The organism is Chryseobacterium sp. GQ58, assembly GCF_059758895.1.
This window is the reverse complement of sequence record NZ_JCAXEH010000008.1, coordinates 45,893-67,506: the sequence shown is the minus strand read 5'-3', so window position 1 is coordinate 67,506 and position 21,614 is coordinate 45,893. Positions and strand designations below refer to the sequence as shown.

General features: G+C 33.0%; 17 protein-coding genes. All 17 read left to right on the top strand.

Annotated elements, in window-relative coordinates; all coding sequences use genetic code 11:
* The first annotated feature begins 74 nt into the window (after positions 1–74).
* The 17 genes from AC6CHK_RS15415 to AC6CHK_RS15335 all read left to right on the top strand — a co-directional run bounded on the left by AC6CHK_RS15415 (position 75) and on the right by AC6CHK_RS15335 (position 21,612).
* The gene (locus tag AC6CHK_RS15415; protein WP_498097642.1) at positions 75–542 is read left to right on the top strand and encodes a regulatory protein RecX; all 468 of its coding nucleotides are present in this window, start codon (positions 75–77) and stop codon (positions 540–542) included.
* Positions 543–615: 73 nt separating this feature from the next.
* Positions 616–3,633 carry a DUF8693 domain-containing protein gene (locus AC6CHK_RS15410; protein ID WP_498097640.1) on the top strand — a complete coding sequence of 1,006 codons (3,018 nt, stop codon included), beginning with the start codon at positions 616–618 and terminating at the stop codon, positions 3,631–3,633.
* Positions 3,634–3,639: 6 nt separating this feature from the next.
* Positions 3,640–3,870, top strand: coding sequence for a hypothetical protein (locus AC6CHK_RS15405; protein WP_498097638.1), 231 nt, complete (start codon positions 3,640–3,642; stop codon positions 3,868–3,870).
* A gap of 346 nt (positions 3,871–4,216) precedes the next feature.
* Positions 4,217–6,184 carry an SDR family NAD(P)-dependent oxidoreductase gene (locus AC6CHK_RS15400; RefSeq protein ID WP_498097636.1) on the top strand — a complete coding sequence of 656 codons (1,968 nt, stop codon included), beginning with the start codon at positions 4,217–4,219 and terminating at the stop codon, positions 6,182–6,184.
* Positions 6,185–6,287: 103 nt separating this feature from the next.
* Positions 6,288–7,097 (top strand): polysaccharide biosynthesis/export family protein, encoded by an 810-nt coding sequence (locus AC6CHK_RS15395; RefSeq protein WP_498097634.1) that lies wholly within the window; start codon positions 6,288–6,290, stop codon positions 7,095–7,097.
* A gap of 22 nt (positions 7,098–7,119) precedes the next feature.
* Positions 7,120–9,489 (top strand): GumC family protein, encoded by a 2,370-nt coding sequence (locus tag AC6CHK_RS15390; protein WP_498097632.1) that lies wholly within the window; start codon positions 7,120–7,122, stop codon positions 9,487–9,489.
* 36 nt (positions 9,490–9,525) lie between these two features.
* Positions 9,526–10,842, top strand: a complete 1,317-nt coding sequence (locus AC6CHK_RS15385; RefSeq protein ID WP_498097630.1) for a nucleotide sugar dehydrogenase — start codon at positions 9,526–9,528, stop codon at positions 10,840–10,842.
* 60 nt (positions 10,843–10,902) lie between these two features.
* The gene (wecB, locus tag AC6CHK_RS15380) at positions 10,903–12,033 is read left to right on the top strand and encodes a non-hydrolyzing UDP-N-acetylglucosamine 2-epimerase (RefSeq protein ID WP_498097628.1); all 1,131 of its coding nucleotides are present in this window, start codon (positions 10,903–10,905) and stop codon (positions 12,031–12,033) included.
* 8 nt (positions 12,034–12,041) lie between these two features.
* Positions 12,042–13,250 carry a UDP-N-acetyl-D-mannosamine dehydrogenase gene (gene wecC / locus AC6CHK_RS15375; protein ID WP_498097626.1) on the top strand — a complete coding sequence of 403 codons (1,209 nt, stop codon included), beginning with the start codon at positions 12,042–12,044 and terminating at the stop codon, positions 13,248–13,250.
* 6 nt (positions 13,251–13,256) lie between these two features.
* Entirely contained in the window at positions 13,257–14,444 is a 1,188-nt protein-coding gene (locus tag AC6CHK_RS15370) for a UDP-N-acetylglucosamine 4,6-dehydratase (RefSeq protein ID WP_498097624.1), read from the top strand.
* Between the two features lie 2 nt (positions 14,445–14,446).
* Complete coding sequence (locus AC6CHK_RS15365) at positions 14,447–15,589, top strand: LegC family aminotransferase (protein ID WP_498097622.1); 1,143 nt, start codon at positions 14,447–14,449, stop codon at positions 15,587–15,589.
* Positions 15,590–15,731: 142 nt separating this feature from the next.
* A complete protein-coding gene (locus AC6CHK_RS15360) occupies positions 15,732–16,751 on the top strand; it encodes a hypothetical protein (RefSeq protein ID WP_498097620.1) in 1,020 nt (339 codons plus the stop codon).
* A gap of 45 nt (positions 16,752–16,796) precedes the next feature.
* Positions 16,797–17,342 (top strand): GNAT family N-acetyltransferase, encoded by a 546-nt coding sequence (locus AC6CHK_RS15355; protein ID WP_498097618.1) that lies wholly within the window; start codon positions 16,797–16,799, stop codon positions 17,340–17,342.
* Positions 17,320–18,405, top strand: a complete 1,086-nt coding sequence (locus AC6CHK_RS15350) for a lipid II:glycine glycyltransferase FemX (RefSeq protein ID WP_498097616.1) — start codon at positions 17,320–17,322, stop codon at positions 18,403–18,405. The genes AC6CHK_RS15355 and AC6CHK_RS15350 overlap by 23 nt, the downstream gene beginning before the upstream one ends.
* A complete protein-coding gene (gene neuC, locus AC6CHK_RS15345) occupies positions 18,406–19,539 on the top strand; it encodes a UDP-N-acetylglucosamine 2-epimerase (RefSeq protein ID WP_498097614.1) in 1,134 nt (377 codons plus the stop codon). It abuts the gene before it with no gap.
* The gene (gene neuB / locus AC6CHK_RS15340) at positions 19,533–20,570 is read left to right on the top strand and encodes an N-acetylneuraminate synthase (RefSeq protein ID WP_498097612.1); all 1,038 of its coding nucleotides are present in this window, start codon (positions 19,533–19,535) and stop codon (positions 20,568–20,570) included. Before neuC ends, neuB begins: the two co-directional genes overlap by 7 nt.
* On the top strand, positions 20,563–21,612 hold the full coding sequence (locus AC6CHK_RS15335; protein ID WP_498097610.1) for a nucleotidyltransferase family protein: 1,050 nt from the start codon (positions 20,563–20,565) through the stop codon (positions 21,610–21,612). Before neuB ends, AC6CHK_RS15335 begins: the two co-directional genes overlap by 8 nt.
* Positions 21,613–21,614 lie beyond the last annotated feature (2 nt).

The window sequence follows — 21,614 nt, the reverse complement described above, 5'->3', positions numbered from 1 at the left end:
TTTTTATTGAGAAATTTTATGGAAATGAAATATTTCTTTAAAGCTATATTGAAACTCAAATTTAAAACTCAAAAATGTCAGACGACAAAAAACTTTTCACTTTTGAAGAACTAAAGCAAAAACTGGTCAACTATTGTGTTTATCAGGATCGCTGTCATGCGGAAGTCGAGCAGAAGATGAGAGAATTTGTTTTAATTCCTGAAGCGAAAGAAGAAATCATTTTATATTTATTAAAAGAAAATTATCTAAACGAAGAAAGATTTACCCGAAGCTACATTCGAGGTAAATTTTATATTAAAAGCTGGGGAAAGAATAAGATTAAAATGCATTTAAAACAAAAAGGCATTACAGAAAAGCTGATTAATAAAAGTTTTGATGAGATTGAAGATGAAGATTATATAAAAACAATTCGGAAAATCTACGAAAGTTATTCTTCAAAACTCAAAGGTTTACAGATGTATCAAAAAAAGTCTAAAACAATTAAATACCTTTTAAGTAGAGGTTTTGAGTATGATGTTATTTTAAGCATAATTAATGATTAAGTTAATTTTATTATTAATTAATACTATTTTAAAGAAAAATTTATAGTTTTGTTAGCTAAAACAAAAACTATATATGGATTTAAAATTATGCAATCTATTAAAAATGTTACCTGCATTTTTAATGACTTTTTTCTCAGTTTTAGGATTTGGGCAAATAACAGAAAGTTTTGAAAATGGTCTTCCTTCTTCTTACAATGTGAATTTAACAACAGTTAATTTAGGAAGTGGTAATTGGGAAGTGGCGAATGTAATTAGCGGTACAGTTGGAGTTACTAATGGATCAAAATCGGCTCAATTAAGAAGCGGTACAGGTTCTCAAATAATTACTCCCAATTTAGTCGGAGGTGTTGCTATGGTTTCTTTTGATGTTGTAGCTTCTACTTCTTCGGGTGGTTATCAAGTTAATATTTCTGAAGATAATGGCCAGACTTGGTTGCCTGCTCCGGGTTCTCCTTTTACAATAAATCAAACTCAAGGCAGCAGAATAATAAATATTAATAGTTTAACGGTTAATAAAATTCAGATTTATAGAACTTCATCAACCATTTATGTAGATAACTTTACGGTAACTGTACCCAATACTCAAAACAATACTCCTACAGTAACGGCTTCATCTTTTACAGGAAACGTAGGCCTGGCTTTTTCTCAACAGATTGTCGCTTCAGAAAATCCTACATCTTATGCATTGGCAAACGGTTCTAGCCTGCCAAATGGATTGACATTGAATACAACTTCAGGCGAAATTAGCGGCACTCCTGTTTCCGCAGGAAATTTTACAACAGATGTTACGGCTACAAACTCCGTCGGGACTTCACAAGCTGAAAGTCTTTCTTTCACTATTGGAAAAGGAACTCAAACGATTGCAGGTTTTACGAATCAGACAAAATATATAAGCAGTCCAGCTTTTAATTTTCCTTTAAATACAGAAAATGCTAATTTACCGGTTACTTATTCAAGCTCAAATACAAGTGTTGCAACAGTTTCCGGAAATACGGTTACGATTGTAGGAATGGGATCTACTAATATTACAGCAGAACAGGTAGGGAATAGCAATTGGAATGCATTGAATCAACAAATTGTTTTGACGGTAACCGCAGATCCATACAATGGAGCAGGAAGATTTGAAAAAATAAATTCTGCTGTAGATTTGACCGATGGCTATTATATACTTGCTGACAGGAATAATCAGGTAATGGCTATAAATACAGTAAACAGCGGTACTTTGGCAACTGCTAATTTAAATGCCATAAATAATGAAATAATTAATCCTCCTGTAAATAATGTATGGAATCTTGTAAATAATAATGGAACATTTACTATTCAGAATTCCGGTGACTCCAGATTTTTAGGATATACAGGAAGCAGTACCAATTTATCAACGGTAACAGCGGCTTCGACAGATCAGCAAAGATGGAATATTACTTATGAAACAGCGGGTTATTATTCAGCAGTAAATGTAGATGATCCATCACGAATTTTAAAATACAATGCTAGTTTAGGAACTCCTGGTTTTAAAGCATATGCAACATCAAGCCAATTACCCGAGCTTTCACTTTATAAAAAAATTGAAACTACAATCTGGAATGGCTCAACCTGGTCCAATGGTTCTCCAGACGCTAAAGATGTAACTTTTACAGGATTATATTCAACGGCATCACTTCCTGCTTTTACAGCTAAAAAAGTAACAATTAAAAGCGGAGGAATCTTAGAAATTACATCCGGAAATACAATAAATGCATCAGATATTACTATAGAAAACGGCGGAAACTTTATTCAAAAAGATGGTTCTGTATTAAATTACAGCGGTACTTTTTCTGTATTGAAGAATGGAACAAGTGCTTTGGATAAATACGCATTTTGGTCTTCTCCGGTTGCATCACAAGATTTAAATTCGATCTACGGAACAGGAAATACACCTGCTTTCATTACAGAATACAATACGGCGACAGATTATTTTGTAAACGCGGCTTCTACAATTTCAATCTTTGGAAAAGGATATTCCATTAAAACTCCTGTAGCCAATGCCTCCTTAATATTTACCGGAACTCCGAATACCGGAACCCAGACTTTCACTTTGTCAACGGCTGGTAACGGATATAATTTAATTGGTAATCCTTATCCTTCAAATTTGAATTTAGACACATTTTACAATGTAAATGCTGCCAGAATTTCAAATACATTCTACTTTTGGGATAATACAAGCAATTCGGTAACGACTCAAAACGGATCAACCACAACGAATATTGGCTATGCAACTTACAACCCTTCAACCCAGACTTGGGTGCCTGCGCCCAATATTTCGACTGTGCCTTCGGGTAATATCGCCAACATCGGACAAGGATTTATTGTTCAATCTTTAACAGCCACAGACACTTCATTAACTTTTACTAACGAAATGAGAACCGCAACCGCAGGATCATTCTTTAATAAAAATGTTTCATCTGTTGAAGGTAAATTCTGGTTAAGATTAAATTCTTCTTATAACACCAGCAATACTTTTGCGGTCGCTTATTTGAATGCTGCTTCAGATTCTTATGATAAATATGATTCTAAAGCATTCGCTACAGGTTCTGATGCTTTTTATACAATTGCAGATGCTGAGAAATTAATTATTCAGGGAAAAGGAGCTTTTGATCTCAATGATGTCGTTCCGGTTGGAACCAGGCATTTTGAAAACGGAAATTTCGTGATTTCATTAGTTCAGAAAGAAGGTCTTTTCGATAGCGGACAGGCAATTTATCTTCACGATAAAATTTTGGGAACCTATACCAATCTTCAGAATCAAGGCTATTCATTTACAGCAAATACTGGAGAGTTTTCGGACAGATTCGAGATTGTTTACCAATTAAATGTATTATCTACAAATGAAGCCGCGAAAGACGGATTTGAAGTTTACAGAGACGGCGAAGATTTCTTTGTAAGAAATGATAAAAACATAGAAAAAGTAGAAATATTTGATGCGGCGGGAAGAAAAGTTGAGCAGATCAACGCCAATTCAAAACTGATCAGAATAAAATTGAAAGCAAAAGGATTATATATCTTAAAAGCAGTTTCAAAAGGAAAAGAATACACAAAGAAAATAATTAAATAAAACACGATGAAAAAAATAGTAATAATAGGTTCAATTGCTTTTTCGGCATTTAGCTTTGCTCAGGAATCGGATAATTCTTTCGTTTACGAATCGACAGAACAAACAGAGGAAGAAAATAATTTTCCCGGAAACCCAGGTGATCCGGAACCAGCGCCAATTGACGAGTATGTTCCCCTGCTTCTGATTGCTGCGATAAGTTTGATAATTTATAAGAAAGAAAAAATAGCAGCAAAATAGTTTAGGTAACTCTCTGATTTAGATTAGAGAGTTTTTTATTTAAAAAAAATATAAAATAATTAACAACTTATTCATTTTGAGGGGTCCAAATTCTTTTTAAATGTTAAGTTTAGTTAAGGTTATTTAAATTACAAATAATCTTGATTTTATTTAATTGGCTTTGTTTTTGTATTAAACTAAAATTCATTTTATTATTTGGATTAATATGATGAATTTTTGATATCTATTAATAGCATTAACAATAAATATTTTTATTTTTTTAAAACATAAAATATATTTAATGGTCATTTTAAAATAAATAATATGATTATCTTTGCCACATCTAACAAAAAAAGACCGATGCTGAATGAAAAAGCTGAATGATGCTTTTGCTGCAATTTACAATGGAGATAATATTGTAAAAATCACAGAATTAAGATATATACCTCGTTGGACGGTTATAGTTTTTGATATTATCATCATTTTAATTTCCATATTAGTTTCTTATTTTTTCCTGGATAAACTTCATGTGAAAGTAAATTTTCCGGAATATAGGACAGAAAAAAGACTTTTGCTGATTGCAGTCAATATAGGTTTCATGTACATATTCAAAACCTATGCGGGAATTATCCGACATTCCACTTTTTTTGATTTTTTCAAAATCATTTTGTCTTCGGGAAGTACTCTTATTACGCTTTTATTAGTAAATTATTTTACAGAATTTATATTTGGAAAATCATTGTATTTATATCCAAATCTGTTTCTGTATTTCTTTATATCTGTTTCTCTGATGTTCTTTTTTAGAATGGTTATCAAGCAGTTTTTTAATGCATTGATTGATATAAAAGGATCAACAAATAAAACAAAAGTAGCTGTTGTAGGTGTGGGAGATGTTTCTGTCTCACTAGCAAGAGCGATTATGCACAACCCAAGCTATCCGTATCGTTTGGAGGGTTTTCTTACCAAAAGATCAGATTCTAATAAGGCCATATTGTTAGGTCATAAGATTTATAATAGCGAACAATTTTTTAAGAATGAAGAGCTGATAAAAAAGTTTGATGCTGTTTTAATTATCAAAGAAATCATGACAAAACATGAGCTTGAAGAATGGATGACCTTGGCATTAGATAGTGGTTTGAAAGTTTTGAAAGCGCCAACTGTAAGCAAAATGAGAGATTCTGATTTGCTTGGGGCGATCCGTCATCTTCAGATTGAAGATTTGCTGAATAGAAGACCTATTAAAATTGAAAATGAAGAGGTTAAAAAAAGACATTTTGAAAAAAATATTTTAGTAACCGGAGGTGCTGGCTCTATCGGGAGCGAGATTGTGAGACAGGTTGCACAGTTCAATCCATCGTTGATTGTTGTTCTTGATCAGGCTGAATCTCCATTATATGAATTAGAATTGGAATTGATGGAAAAGTTTCCTGATCAGAAATTTAAATTTGTATTGGGGGATATTTCTAATATATACAGACTTGAAAATTTATTCGAAACTTATTCTTTTTCAATGGTTTATCATGCTGCAGCTTACAAGCATGTACCTTTAATAGAAGAAAATCCGCATGAAGCAATCTTTGTTAATATTTTAGGAACTAAAAACGTTGCGTTGCTTTCAAAGAAATATAAAGTTAACCGTTTTGTGATGGTTTCTACAGATAAAGCTGTGAATCCAACAAATGTAATGGGTGCGTCAAAAAGAGCAGCTGAATTATTCGTACAGTCGTTGCAAAATTCAGAAGGTAACATTACTAAATATATCACAACACGTTTTGGTAATGTATTGGGTTCCAATGGTTCTGTTATTCCGCATTTCAGAAGGCAGATTGAAAAAGGAGGCCCTGTTACCATTACGCATCCTGATATTATACGTTATTTTATGACCATTCCTGAAGCGTGTGAACTTGTGTTACAAGCCGGAACGATGGGAGATGGAGGGGAAATATATGTTTTTGATATGGGTGAACCCGTAAAAATAGTGGATCTGGCAAGAAGAATGATAAAACTATCAGGCTATACCCCTGAAGTAGATATAAAAATAGAGTATATCGGATTGAGACCCGGTGAAAAGCTTTATGAAGAACTTTTAAGTGATAATGCCACAACAATTCCTACTCATCATAGTAAAATTATGATCTCTAAAGATCCAACAATTAGCTTTGATGAAATAGAAGTCTTAAGTAAGAAAATCATTGTATCTGCGTTAAAGCGAGATAAGCTGCAGGTGGTAAGAATATTAAAAACTATTGTTCCTGAATTCATCAGTAATAATTCCGAGTTCGAGATTTTGGATAAGGAACAAATCAATACGGTGGAAAATTTTATAGATAATTAAAGCTCTCTGAGTATTAATATATTGGAACAATTTAAACATATAATAATATAACAAGTTTTGTTTAAAAAATAATAATCCTAATTTTGTGAAAAAAAATTCAAGAATGATTGTAAAAAAATATTTTATATATGGTGCTTTAAGTTTAGCAGTATTTTCATGTACACCAAGACAAGAGATCAATTATATGCAGGATATTGAGAATATTGCCCTCGATAATTCTATTAAAAATAGCCGCAGTACTTTGCAGCCTGGCGATAGGCTGATTATTACAGTGACGGCAAAAGATATGGATGTTGTTGCTCCGTTCAATCAAAATTATTCTTCAAGCACAACAATTACTCAGTATTCTGTACCTAGTTCTAACAATTTGCCTCAGCAGCAGCCAATATCTGGCCCAACTTATCTTGTAGATACAAACGGAAATATTACTTTTCCTCAAATTGGGCAGGTAAGCACTACAGATGAAAATATCGAAACGTTAAAAGTGAAATTAACAAATCTTATTTCGGAATATGTAAAAAGTCCGGTAGTTGAGGTTAAGCTAACTAATTTTAAAGTTTCTGTTTTAGGAGAAGTAACAAAACCAGGAACGTATGTTATACCGGATGGTAATACAAGCTTGCTGCAAGCATTAGGTTTAGCAGGCGATCTTACGGTATTTGGTGTAAGACAAAATGTATTGGTTATTAGAAATATTGATGGACAGATCACAAAAGAAAGGATAGATTTGACAAGTGCTCAATTTATTAATTCACCTTTTTACTATCTGAAGCAAAATGACATCATATATGTACAGCCTAATGCTAACCGTGAAAAAGCATCAAGGATTGATCCTAATACAGGGATTTATATTTCTATAGCTTCTGTAGTAGCTTCATTGGCTATTGGAATTTTAGCACTGACAAGAAATTAATATAACTAATAACAGTTTTATAGTGGATAAACAAATAGAGGATTGGGATCAGGAAGAGTCTTTAAATATTAGAGAACTGATTAAACCCTATATTTACCGTTGGTATTGGTTTGTAGTAGGTGCAATCGTTGCAGTTATTGGAGCTTGGTTTTTTCTAAGATATAGCATTCCTGTTTATAATACCGAAGCAACATTATTGATTAAGGAGGTTAAAAAATCATCATCTTCCCAACCTGAGATGTCTGTGCTTTCAGAGCTAGGTGGTATTGGAGGGATGGGTACCAATTCTGTAGATAATGAAATTGAGATTTTTAAATCAAAAAAACTCATGCTTTCTGTAGTAAGAGAATTAGGATTAGAAACCAATATTTATTCTCAAGGGAATGTAAAAGATTCTGAATTATATAAAGATAGTGCACCATTTATCGTTCGGGTAATAAGTGAAAAGGCTAAAGCCAAATATCCTAATAAAGAATTTTTTGCGAAAGTAAAAAATAACCGTATAATCATAGAATCTGAAGCTTTAAAAAAGCCAATTGAAGCAGAATTCAACAAGACGGTGGCGATGCCTTTTGGAATCATCATGTTTCAAAAGAATCCAAAGTTTGTCACTGAACCAGAAAATTCAGGGAAATATATTCTGCATTTTATGTCGGGGATGAATAGAGCAAGAAGCCTTTTGAAAATACTCAATGTGAGTTTGGTTGAAAAGGATGCAACTGTACTGAAAATTTCCATGAACTATCCGGTTCCCGAAAAAGCTGAAGACATACTGAACCGTTTAGCAGTAAACTATAACCGTGAAGCAAATCTTGATAAAAATTCCGAATCTCAAAAAACAGCCTCTTTTATCGATGGAAGAATCAGAATTATAGGCGAAGAATTGGGACGTGTTGAATCTCAGAAAGAAGATTTTAAGGTTAAAAATAATATAGCAGATATACAGACTGAAGCAGAATTGTCTCTGCAGACAGCGGTAGATGTTCATCAGAAGCAGATTGAAAATGAATCTCAGCTGGAGTTGATCAACAGTTTATTAGGTTCTATCAACAAGCAAGGAACTTATCAGGTTTTGCCTTTAAATGTAGGTCTTTCGGATGGAAATACTACATCAGATATTGCGATGTATAATCAACTGGTTATTGAGAGAAACCGTTTATTGGAAAATTCAACAACAGCGAATCCTGTAGTTAAAGATATTACCAACCAAATCAACAGCATGCGGAGTTCGGTAGTTCAGAGTCTGCAAAAAAGCAGATCTGCACTTCAGATATCCAAAAATAATATTCTTGGTGAGCAAAACAGGTTGTCAGGCAGGATTTCTAAAATACCTGTACAGGAAAAATTGTTTAGGAGTATTGAAAGACAACAGAATATCAAAGAACAACTCTATCTTTTATTATTACAAAAAAGAGAAGAGGCAGCTATTTCATTAGCGATAGCCGCGCCAAAGGCAAGAATTGTAGATGATGCTTTGACTGCACCTGAACCGGTTTCTCCAAAAAAGCAAATCATTTATTTAGGAGCATTATTAATTGGTTTATTGATTCCGTTCGGAATTATTTATCTGATGGAATTGCTGAATAATAAAATACAATCAAAACACGATCTTGAAAAATTATCCAAGGATGCACCGGTAATTGCGGAAATTCCTAGTTTGGAAAAAGGCGAACCAGAATTGGTGCAGCTAAATGATCTTTCTCCGTTGGCGGAAGCTTTCAGGATTTTGATTACCAATCTCAATTTCATGTTGCCTAAAAATAAAAAAGGAAATGTGATTTTTGTAACCTCCACAGTAAAAGGTGAAGGTAAAACATTTATCTCGGTGAATTTAGCACTGACTTTGGCAACTCCTCGCAAAAAAGTGATTATTATAGGTTCAGATATTCGAAACCCACAATTGCAAAGATATAATGAAGGCCGAAGAGGTTTGATTGGTCTATCAGAATATATGTATGACGATCAGGTAGATATTTCGGAAATTACCCATCAGACGACCTTTAATCCTTATTGTGATGTAATTTATTCCGGTGCTATTACCCCAAATCCAACAGAGCTTTTATCTAATGGAAGATACCAAGAATTGATAGAAAGTTTAAAGCCAATGTATGATTACATCATATTGGATACGGCACCATTGATGTTAGTAACAGACTCATTCTTAATTAGTGATGTAGCAGATTTAACCGTGTATGTTACAAGATCCGGATATACCGAAAAAGAATTGATTGAATTTGCCAACAGACAAATTGGTGAAAAGAAAATTAATAACGTAGGTTTCATTTTGAATGATGTAGACAAAAAACATAGCGGATATGGATACGGATACAAATACGGATATGGATACAACGCTGATAATAAAAAACCTTGGTGGAACAGGTTATTTAATTAGCAAAAAACATCATTTTAATGATGTAATCAATATAAAATGAATACAAAACATAAAATTGCCATTATTGGATTAGGGTATGTAGGTCTGCCATTAGCAAGATTATTTGCCACAAAATATCCAGTGGTTGGCTTTGATATAAATACCAAAAGAATTGAAGAATTAAGACTCGGAACAGATTCTACTTTAGAAATTAAAAATGATATTCTGCAAAAAGTTATCGTAAATGAAAATCCGGTAATAAATAATTCTGAAAGTGGATTATATTGTTCTACAGATTTAGAAGATATTAAAGAAGCAAACATTTATATAGTTACCGTTCCTACGCCAATTGATAAGCATAACCGGCCGGATCTGACACCTTTATACAAGTCAAGTGGGACGGTTGGGAAAGTATTAAAAAAGAATGACATTGTCATTTATGAATCTACGGTTTATCCGGGAGTTACCGAGGAAGAATGTGTTCCTGTCTTAGAAAAAGTATCGGGATTAAAATTTAATGTAGATTTTTTTGTTGGTTATTCTCCGGAACGTATTAACCCTGGTGATAAGGAACATACGGTAGATAAGATCCTAAAAGTGACTTCTGGTTCTACTCCTGAAATAGGTCAGGTTGTAGATGATCTTTATCGATCAGTAATTACTGCAGGTACGCATTTAGCTCCGACTATCAAGGTTGCCGAGGCCTCAAAAGTAATTGAAAATTCTCAACGTGATATTAATATTGCTTTTATAAATGAACTGGCAAAAATATTCTCTTTGATGAATATAGATACACACGATGTATTGGAAGCTGCCGGAACAAAATGGAATTTTCTTAAGTTTAAGCCAGGTTTAGTAGGTGGACACTGTATTGGTGTTGATCCTTTTTATCTTGCCCAAAAAGCTCAGGAGGTTGGTTATTATTCAGAATTGATTTTAGCAGCTCGAAGATTAAACGATTCTATGGGAGCATTTGTAGCTTCTCAAGTCGTTAAATTAATGATTAAAAATGATATTAAGGTAAAAGGTGCGAAAGTGCTGAATTTAGGAATAACTTTTAAGGAAAACTGTCCGGACATAAGAAATTCGAAAGCAATAGATGTCATTACCAATTTAGAAGAATATGGCGTGGAAGTAACTACTTATGATTCTTGGGCAAATCAAGATGAAGTTAAACATGAATATAATATAAACTTTCATTCAAATTTGGATAAAATCATCTTAGAACAAGGTGAAGAATCTCAGTTTGATGCCATTATTTTAACGGTAGCACATCAAGAGTTTTTGAATATGGACTGGTCAAAATATCTAAATAGCAATGGTGTCATATATGATGTCAAAGGATTTTTAAGTTATTATAATTCAAGGTTATAGCTGAATAAATTTTTCACATATTAAGTATAAACTTTAAACTAAGGGATAAGAATCAAGCTTATGAAAATAAAAAATTTAATAATTTTTGGAACACGTCCGGAAGCTATAAAAATGGCCCCTTTGGTTAAAGAATTTCTAAAGCATAATAATGTTTTTGAAACCAGAGTTTGCGTAACGGCCCAACATAGAGAAATGCTCGACCAGGTGCTGGAATTCTTTGAAGTAAAGCCGGATTACGATCTAAATTTAATGAAGCCCAATCAAAATCTATATACACTTACTGCCGATATCATTACGGAAATGAAAAGTGTTTTAGAAGATTTTCAGCCCGATTATGTATATGTACATGGCGATACAACAACGACAATGGCTGCAAGTATTGCCGCATTTTATTCAGGTGCAAAAGTTTGCCATGTAGAAGCAGGACTGAGAACACATAACAAACGATCTCCGTTTCCGGAAGAAATCAATAGACAAGTAGCCGGAAGAATTTGTGATTACCATTTTGCTCCAACAGATATTTCCAAACAGAATTTACGCAACGAAAATGTTTCGGATGAAAATATATTGGTTACAGGAAACACTGTAATTGATGCGCTTTTTGAAAGCTCCGAAAAAGTGAAAAATATTGAAAATGAAGAGATTTTACAACTTAAAAAAATAGTTGACTCTTCTAAAAAAATAATTCTTGTTACTGGGCACCGACGTGAAAATCATGGGCAAGGTTTTATTAATATTTGCGAAGCTCTAAAGCAGATTGCTTTAGAAAATGCTGATGTTCAGATTATTTATCCTGTTCATCTAAATCCAAATGTAAAAGGGCCGGTGTATGATATTCTTTCAGGAATTGATAATATTCAACTTATTGATCCTCTGTCTTATCCGGCATTTGTATGGTTGATGAACCAATCTTATCTTATTATTACAGATTCTGGTGGTGTGCAGGAAGAGGCTCCAAGCTTAGGAAAACCCGTTTTAGTAATGCGTGATACTACAGAACGTCCTGAGGCTGTAGATGCAGGGACTGTAATTTTAGTAGGAACTGATAAAAACAAAATTGTTTCTGAAACCAACAATTTATTAAAAGATATAAAACGTTATCAAACGATGAGTGCCTTACATAATCCTTATGGAGATGGAAAAGCATGTCAGCGTATCGTACAATTTATTAAACAAAATAGTAATATTTAAATAAAAGTATGCAATCAAAAGTAGTAACTATAGGTTTAGGATATATCGGATTGCCAACATCCGCTTTAATTGCGAATAATGGTATTCCTGTACATGGAGTTGACATTTCTCAACATGTAGTAGACACAATCAATGCGGGCAAAATTCATATTGTAGAGCCTGATTTAGATGAAGCTGTAGAAAATGCAGTTAAAAAAGGTTTTTTAAATGCCGATACGAAACCCGTAACAGCTGAAGTTTATCTGGTTGTTGTTCCAACACCATTTAAGGGAAATCATGAGCCGGATATTTCTTATGTCCAGGCTGCAACAGAAGGAATAATTCCATTACTAAAAGAAGGTGATCTGTATATTATAGAATCTACATCTCCGGTAGGAACTACGGAAAAAATGCAGGACTTAATTTTTACGAAAAGACCTGAATTAAAAGGAAAAATTTATTTAGCATATTGTCCGGAAAGAGTTTTACCGGGAAATGTAATGTATGAATTGATTCATAACGACCGCGTTATTGGTGGTGTTAATGAAGCTTCTACAGAAAAAGCAATCAATTTCTATAAACAATTTGTAAAAGGAGAATTACACAAAACCAACGCAAGAACTGCCGAAATGTGTAAATTAACTGAAAACTCATCTCGCGATGTACAGATTGCTTTTGCTAATGAACTGTCTTTGATTTGTGATAAAGCAGGAATCAATGTTTGGGAACTTATTCATTTAGCAAATAAACATCCGAGAGTAAATATTCTACAGCCAGGATGTGGTGTTGGTGGGCATTGTATTGCGGTGGATCCTTATTTTATTACTTCAGAATATCCATTAGAATCCAGAATTATAGGAACTGCAAGAGAAGTAAATAACCACAAATCTTTTTGGTGTGCAGAGAAAATCAAAGAAGCCAAAAAAGAATACAAACTTAAATATAACAAAGAACCAAAGATAGCCTTAATGGGTCTTGCATTCAAACCGAATATAGACGATTTACGAGAATCGCCTGCTAAATATATAGTTCAAAGAGTTTTGCAGGAAGCAAATGATGAAGAATATTTCATCGTAGAACCCAATATCCAGGAACACAACATTTTTAAAGTAACTCATTACAAAGAAGCTATTGAAAAGGCTGATATTGTAGCTTTGTTGGTTGCTCATAATGAATTTAAAGAATTGAATTTTGGAGAGAATCAGGTTGTATTAGATTTTTGTGGAATTGTAAAATAAAACGAAATGGACATACTTAGTCTTATAGGAAGATCTACAGAATTATTTTCTAATGATATACAGAATTATGAATCTGAATTGAGATCAATTGTATCTTCTTCTAAATTTTTGGTTATTGGAGGTGCTGGTTCAATAGGTTCTGCTACCACAAAAGAAATATTTAAGCGCAATCCAAAAAAGCTTCATGTCGTTGATATTAGTGAAAACAACATGGTAGAATTGGTGCGTGACATCCGAAGTTCTTTCGGATACATTGATGGTGATTTCCAAACCTTTGCTTTAGATATTGGTTCGATTGAATACGATGCATTTTGGGAAGCAGACGGAGATTATGATTATGTATTAAATCTTTCCGCTTTGAAGCATGTAAGAAGTGAAAAAGATCCTTACACTTTGATGAGAATGATTGATGTAAATGTTTTCAATACAGATAAAACATTGCAACAGTCTATTGACAAAGGAGTTAAAAAGTATTTCTGTGTTTCCACTGATAAAGCGGCTAATCCTGTTAACATGATGGGAGCCTCTAAGCGTATCATGGAAATGTTTTTAATGAGAAAAAGTAAAGAAATTACAATTTCCACAGCACGTTTTGCCAATGTGGCTTTTTCAGACGGGTCTTTATTACATGGGTTTAATAAAAGAATTGAAAAAAAGCAACCAATTGTAGCACCGAACGATATCAAACGTTATTTTGTTATTCCAAAAGAATCGGGAGAACTTTGTTTAATGTCTTGTATTTTCGGTGAAAATAGAGATATATTCTTCCCAAAATTAAGCGAAAATTTACACTTAATTACATTTGCTGAAATCGCTGTAAAATATCTTGCAGAAATAGGCTATCAACCTTATTTGTGCAGAGATGAAGAAGAAGCAAGAACATTGGTTGAAACTTTACCGCAGGAAGGAAAATGGCCTTGTTTGTTTACATCAAGCGATACTACAGGCGAAAAAGATTTTGAAGAATTCTTTACCGATAAAGAAACTTTGGATATGGAGCGTTTCGAAAATCTAGGAGTAATTAAAAATAAGCTAAATATCGAAGAAGAAAAGCTTAATTTATTTGAAACTAAAATCAATGAATTAAAAACTGCCCGAAAATGGAATAAAGAAGAAATTGTAGAGTTGTTCTTTACGATGATTCCAGATTTCGGACACAAAGAAACGGGTAAGTATTTAGATTCTAAAATGTAACCATGGAGAATATTCAAAATATGGTCTCTTTCGTTAGAGATCATTTTAATACAGATAAATTTATTCCGCTTCACGAACCGCGTTTCAGAGGCAATGAAAAAAAATATTTAGCAGAAACAATTGACTCTACATTCGTTTCTTCGGTGGGTGCATTTGTCGATCAGTTTGAAAATATGATGCAGGACATTACTGGCGCATCAAAATCAATTGCTGTAGTCAATGGAACAGCATCTTTGCAGGTTGCGTTGAGATTGGCAGGCGTAAAAAAAGACGAAGAAGTCATCACTCAAGCACTTACTTTTATTGCAACAGCCAATGCAATTGTTTATAACAATGCAATCCCTGTTTTTGTAGATGTAGATTTAGATACAATGGGACTTTCGCCTAAAGCACTCGAAGATTTTTTAGAAGAATTCGGTGAACTTCGTGAAAACAGCTGTTATAATAAATCTACTGGAAGAAGAATCGCTGCCTGCATGCCAATGCACACATTCGGTTTTCCGGTTCATTTAGATGAATTAATAATGGTTTGCAACAAATGGCAAATTCCGTTGGTTGAAGATGCAGCAGAATCTTTAGGAAGTTTTTACAAAGGAAAACATACAGGAACCATCGGATTAATCAGCGGCTTTTCATTTAATGGTAACAAAGTGGTAACCAGCGGTGGTGGTGGCGCTATCGTTACAAATAATATCGAACTTGGAACTCAGGCAAAATATCTAACTACTACAGCAAAGCGTCCGCATCCTTACGAGTTTTTCCATGATGAAATGGGTTATAATTTTAGAATGCCCAATCTGAATGCAGCTCTAGCTTGCGCACAATTGGAATCATTAAATGGTTTTCTTGACGATAAGAGAATTTTTGCGAATAAATACGCGGAGTTTTTCAAAGAATCTGGAATTAAATTTAGACAAGAAACTGCCGACACAAAAGCAAATTATTGGTTGATGTGTGTTGAGCTTAATAACAAAGCTGAAAGAGAAGAATTTTTAAAAAATACTAACGACCAAGGTGTAATGACGCGCCCGATTTGGAATTTAATGTATCGTTTGCCAATGTATGCACATTGCCAGCGTGATGCACAGAAAAATGCTGAGTTTTTAGAAGAAAGAATCGTTAACATTCCAAGCAGTGCCAGATAAACATTCCATAGCAATAGTTGGATATTCAGGACATTCGTTTTGTTGTTTTAGATGCAGCGAAAGAGATAGGCTAGAATTAGCAAATATTATCTGAACGAATTATAATTTATGAATTAGTATAAGACCACAAAGTAATAGTTACATGAAGAAAATAGGAGGAGAATTTGAGATTAATCCGATTGTATTCAATGAAATGAATTTAGAAGATCACCATCTTCCTTTCTTATATTCTAACGGAAGAATTGCATTGTTGGCAATATTGAACCATTTGAAATCTTCTCGCAGCAGCATTATTCACCTGCCTTTTTATATTTGTTCCTCTGTTGTTGATGCCTGCAGGTCGGCGGGATTTAATTTGAAATTCTATGAACTCACTGAAAATTTTGAATTTCCAATGGAATATTTGGATTTTATTGGTTCAAACGAAGTATTGCTGACTGTTTGCTATTTTGGCATGGTCAATGACAATGCCATCATTACTGAAGTTAAAAAAAGAAGGAATGATGTAATTTGCATTAGTGATCAAGTAATGTCCTATTGGACTTTTGAAAATTCGGTGGGGGATTATTCATTTACAAGCCTAAGAAAGCATTTTGCGATTCCGGAAGGTGCTTTAGTCAATACAACAATAGCTATTGATGACTTGTATAAGGAGACTTCAATAAATTCATTTTATAAAGACAAATATATAGCAGCTTTTTTGAAATTTGCAGAAGCAGATGAATCAACTTATTTAGAGTTATTCAGTCAAGGTGAAAATTTGATTGATCAAGAAACAAAAGAAATATTACAAGCTTCTAAACTATCTAGATACTTATATTTAAATACTGAATTTGAAGAAATACAAAGCAAAAGAAAAGTGAATGCCAACTTCGTTTATGAATATGGTAAAAGTTTAGGTTTTGAATTTGTGTTTCCAAAAATTTCTAAGGATTCAACTCCTCAACACATTCCAATTTGGGTTTCCGATGGTATCCATTTAAGAAAAAAATTATTCGAAGAAAAAATATATTTACCAATTCATTGGCCGGGTGATTCTTTTAATGAAAATTCAGCAATATCAAAAAAAATGCAAACTCAGTCCATATCTTTGATTATAGATCAACGCTACGATTTACAAGATTTAGAAAGGATGCTTAACGCTGTCAAAAAACATGCTTAACGCTGTCAAAAACATGAGTAAAAAATAATACAGTAATTTTACATTATGAATATAGTAGGTGAAAATATAACATTAAGAGCCATTGAAATGGCTGATCTGCCTTTGTTGCAATCTTGGTCTAATAACCCTGAAATTCAATATTGGCTTGGCGGGTGGCATGCTCCATCTTCGGCAACAGTAATGGAAAATTGGTTCAAAAGAATCACTACAGATAATGATAACATTCGATTTGCTATAGAGCACGCAGATTTTGGTTTAATAGGTACTGCAAATCTGGTAAATATTAATTGGAAGGACAAAAATGCAGTTCATGGAATGCTTTTAGGAGATCCAAATCTAAGAGGAAAAGGAATTGGATTTGAGGTTGTTAATTTAGTCATGCAATTTGCATTTGAAGAGCTTGGGCTAAACAGACTTGACACTACAATCATAGAGTATAATGAAAGCTCCAAGAAGTTATATATGGAAAAATGTGGTTGGAAATTAGAAGGTGTCGCAAGAGAGTGGTATTTTAGAAAAGATAAATTTTGGGATAAATTGCTAATTGGGATTACAAAGAAAGATTATTTTGAAAAAAGAAATATCCGATAACATACCTTTTATGATAAAAGTGCTAGATCTTTCACAAAGTTCAATTTGGAACAAATTTTTAGCTGAAGTTCCTCACTCAAATTTAGACATCTATTTTACTCCGGAATATTATAGTTTATATGAATCCAACGGAGATGGGCTCGCCAGATGTTTTGTTTTTCAAAATGAAATGGGTATAGCCTTGTATCCCTTTTTATTAAATGAAGTTCCACAACATTTCAATTTGAGTAAAACTTATTATGATATTCAAGGGGCTTATGGTTACAATGGGATAATATTTTCAAATGAAAGTAAAGAATTTATTGATTTATTTTACTTAAACTTTAATGAGTTTTGTGTTCAAAATAATATCATTGCTGAGTTTACAAGATTTCATCCGGTTTTAAAAAATCAAACTTTTAGTGAAGGTAATATGGATATTTTGATGGACAGGAAAGTTGTAAGTTTAGATTTACAAAATTCTATTGAAAAAATTTGGACAGATTCCTATTCATCAAATAATCGGAACATGATAAGGAAAGCTCAAAAAAATGGAGTAGAAGTATTAGTTTCGGAAGAAGAAGCCGATTACGATGCCTTTTTTCACATTTATACCGAAACAATGGAAAATGTACAAGCAAGCCAATTTTATTTTTTTGACAGAGGATATATTGATGATTTCAAAATCAAATTGAAAGACAATCATAAATTATTGGTAGCAAAATTTGAAGGACAAGTAATCTGTGCAATGCTGATGATGTACAAAGGTGACTATGCACATTATCACCTTTCAGGCAGAAAGAAAGAATTTTCAAAGTTAGCAGCCAATAATTTGATGCTGCATAAAGCAATAGAGACAGCTAAAGAATTAGGGTGTAAATACTTTCATTTTGGAGGAGGAACTAGTTCGGCAGAAGATGATTTTCTTTTTAAATTTAAATCCAATTTTTCTAAAAATATATTAGATTTCAAAATCGGAAAAAGAGTTCATTTTCCTGAAATTTATACAGAAGTAGTACTTAACTGGGAACAAAATAATCCAGATAAATCGGATTCAAAACTTTTATTAAAATATAGAGAATAAGTGAAAAAAACAATTGCACTTTTTACAACCACCAGAGCTGAATTTGGAATATTGGCTTCTTTTATAAGAAAAGTCCAAGAAGATGGTTCCTTAAATTCATTTTTGTTTGTTGGAGGCACGCATTTAAAAAAAGAATTTGGTCATACTATTGATGAAATTAATAATTCCGGATTTAAAGTAACAGATACATTCGATTATTTGGATCAAATTGAGGATAGCCCTTACAATTTAACCAAATCTTCAGGAAAATGCATGGAACAGTTAGCCGAAATTTTTAAGAAATATTCATTCGATTATACATGTATTTTAGGTGATAGATTTGAATTGATTCCAATCGTCCAAACATCCGTTTTATTCAATGTCCCAATTATTCATTTTGGAGGAGGAGAGATTACCGAAGGCGCTATTGACAATAAAATCAGACATATGGTGACCCAAGCTTCAGATATTCATCTGACGGCAGCTGATACCTACTCTCAATTTTTAGTAAATATGGGAATTCCGAAAGAAGATATTTGTACGGTTGGTTCTTTGGCTGTTGAAACAATGAAAAATGTTGCGCCAATCGATAAAGAATTCTTATTCAAAGATTTAAATTTAGATTTGAATAAGGAAACCATTATGATGACATATCATCCGGTAACAGTGAAGGGTGAATATACTCAGCTTCAACAAATTGAAAATATATTTAAAGTACTTTTAGATTATGATTTTCAGATAGTAATAACAGCACCAAATCTAGAAGCAGAACGAGAAATCATAATTGACTATATAAACAAACAAGTTGAGCAAAACGAAAATATGCATTTATTTAATTCCTTAGGGATGAAAAGATATCATAGCATGATATCATATTGCTCTTTTATAATTGGAAATTCCTCAAGCGGAATATTCGAAGTTCCTTTCTATAAAAAGCCTACAGTAAATATCGGTGATAGACAAAAAGGACGCTATCTGCATCCAAGTATTATCCAAACAGACAATTCAACTCTTTCTATAAAGCAAGGAATTGAAAAAGCAAAATCAGCTGAATATTTAAGTGAAATAAAAGATATGAAGTATCAATTTGGAGAAGGAAATTCTTCGGAATTGGCTCTTCAATTCATAAAAAGTAAATTGTTAGATTTATGTTAATACAAGGTAAAACATTTCTTATTGGAGAAGCAGGAGTAAATCATAACGGTGATTACAAACTTGCTATAAAATTAATTGATATCGCAGTTGAAGCAGGATTAGACGCGGTAAAATTTCAAACATGGAAGACTGAAAATTTATTAACTAAAAATGTTAAAAAGGCAGATTATCAGATTTCTACAACGGGAGCTGAGGAAACTCAATTTGAAATGATAAAAAAACTTGAACTCCCTTTCGAGGATTTCAAAAAACTAAAAAGTTATGCTGAATCAAACGGGATTTTGTTTCTTTCTACAGCTGCAGATACTGAAAGCTTAGAATATTTAATTGATATCGGCTTAAATATTTTCAAACTTTCGTCAGCAGATTTGACCAATTATCCATATTTAAAATTCTTGGCAAAATATAATAAGCAAGTTATCCTTTCAACTGGGATGGCCAATATTCAAGAAATTAAAGATGCGTTAGCAGTATTGCTAAATAACGGAACAGATAAAAAAAACATATCAATTTTACATTGTAATACCGAATATCCAACCGCAATGGAAGATGTTAATTTGCATGCGATGGAACATATCCGTGCAGAAACAGGAATAGAAAATATCGGATATTCAGATCACACAATGGGAATCGAGATTCCAATAGCAGCAGTTGCACTTGGGGCAAAAGTAATTGAAAAACATTTTACTATAGACCGAAACATGGAAGGGCCAGACCATAAAGCATCTTTAGAGCCTGTAGAACTTCAACAAATGGTAAAAACAATTAGAAATGTTGAAATAGCTTTAACAGGTTCAAAAATGAAAACCCCAACAGCCTCCGAGATGAAAAATATTCCAATCGCGAGAAAAAGTATTGTAGCTATAGAAAATATAAAAAAAGGAGATGTTTTTACCAGTAATAACTTAGGCGTCAAAAGGCCAGGTACTGGAATATCCCCAATGGATTGGGAAAATGTCATAGGACAAATGGCATGTAGAGATTTCAATATAGACGAATTGATAGTTACAAAAACCAAAGAAAATGAATGACATAAACAGGCATTTAATAAATGAAAATGAAACAGTTAGAAATGCACTCATTCAATTAAATGAACTGGCAGCTAATGCGATTTTATTTGTCGTTAATAGTAAAAATTTCTTAATTGGTTCAATTACAGACGGAGATCTCCGTCGTGGATTCATCAAAGGTTTAGGATTTGAAGATTCGATTTTAGATTTTATACAATCAGATCCTAAATTTATTTATGAAGATGAATACAATCAGGAAAAGTTAGAAGATTTCAAAAAAAGAAACTTTAAAATCATTCCCATTATTAACAGGGAACGTCAGATTGTCGACGTATTAAACTTTAGAGTCAAGAGTGCATTAATTCCCGCAGAAGCTTTGTTAATGGCGGGTGGAGAAGGCAAAAGATTGCGGCCATTGACAGAAACAACCCCAAAACCACTATTAAAAGTTGGTGATAAACCGATTATCGAATACAATATCGACCGATTAATCAATGTTGGGATTAAAAAAATAACCATCAGCATCAATTATTTGGGAGAGCAATTGGTAGATTATTTTAAAGATGGAGAAGAAAAAGGAGTGAAAATTGCTTACGCGAAAGAAACCAAACCACTGGGAACCATCGGATCTATCCATCTTTGTGATGAGTTTGAATACGAAGATATCATTGTGATGAACAGTGACATCTTGACCAATATTGATTTTGCTGATTTTTATAAAACTTACAAAAATTCGGGTGCAGACATGGCTGTGGCAGCTACGAGTTATCATGTTGATGTACCATATGCCGTACTAGAAGCGGATGACCAGCAAACAGTAAAATCATTAAAAGAAAAACCAAGATATACCTATTATTCCAACGCTGGAATTTATATTCTCAATAAAAAATTATTGGAAATGATTCCCAAGGATACTTTTTTTGACATCACGGATTTAATGGACAAAATGTTGGCGATGGATCTAAAATTGGTAACTTTCCCAATTAACGGCTATTGGCTGGACATCGGTAAACATGAGGATTTCAAAAAAGCGCAGGAAGATATAAAACATTTAAAATTGTAACG

Bases quoted from the DNA above. Each gene is read 5' to 3' on its own strand.
- neuB (WP_498097612.1), top strand. From the start codon at position 19,533: ATGTTAATACAAGGTAAAACATTTCTTATTGGAGAAGCAGGAGTAAAT.
- wecB (WP_498097628.1), top strand. From the start codon at position 10,903: ATGAAAATAAAAAATTTAATAATTTTTGGAACACGTCCGGAAGCTATA.
- wecC (WP_498097626.1), top strand. From the start codon at position 12,042: ATGCAATCAAAAGTAGTAACTATAGGTTTAGGATATATCGGATTGCCA.
- AC6CHK_RS15355 (WP_498097618.1), top strand. From the start codon at position 16,797: ATGAATATAGTAGGTGAAAATATAACATTAAGAGCCATTGAAATGGCT.
- AC6CHK_RS15385 (WP_498097630.1), top strand. From the start codon at position 9,526: ATGAATACAAAACATAAAATTGCCATTATTGGATTAGGGTATGTAGGT.
- AC6CHK_RS15335 (WP_498097610.1), top strand. From the start codon at position 20,563: ATGAATGACATAAACAGGCATTTAATAAATGAAAATGAAACAGTTAGA.
- AC6CHK_RS15415 (WP_498097642.1), top strand. From the start codon at position 75: ATGTCAGACGACAAAAAACTTTTCACTTTTGAAGAACTAAAGCAAAAA.
- AC6CHK_RS15400 (WP_498097636.1), top strand. From the start codon at position 4,217: ATGAAAAAGCTGAATGATGCTTTTGCTGCAATTTACAATGGAGATAAT.
- AC6CHK_RS15405 (WP_498097638.1), top strand. From the start codon at position 3,640: ATGAAAAAAATAGTAATAATAGGTTCAATTGCTTTTTCGGCATTTAGC.
- AC6CHK_RS15370 (WP_498097624.1), top strand. From the start codon at position 13,257: ATGGACATACTTAGTCTTATAGGAAGATCTACAGAATTATTTTCTAAT.
- AC6CHK_RS15410 (WP_498097640.1), top strand. From the start codon at position 616: ATGGATTTAAAATTATGCAATCTATTAAAAATGTTACCTGCATTTTTA.
- AC6CHK_RS15365 (WP_498097622.1), top strand. From the start codon at position 14,447: ATGGAGAATATTCAAAATATGGTCTCTTTCGTTAGAGATCATTTTAAT.
- AC6CHK_RS15360 (WP_498097620.1), top strand. From the start codon at position 15,732: ATGAAGAAAATAGGAGGAGAATTTGAGATTAATCCGATTGTATTCAAT.
- AC6CHK_RS15395 (WP_498097634.1), top strand. From the start codon at position 6,288: ATGATTGTAAAAAAATATTTTATATATGGTGCTTTAAGTTTAGCAGTA.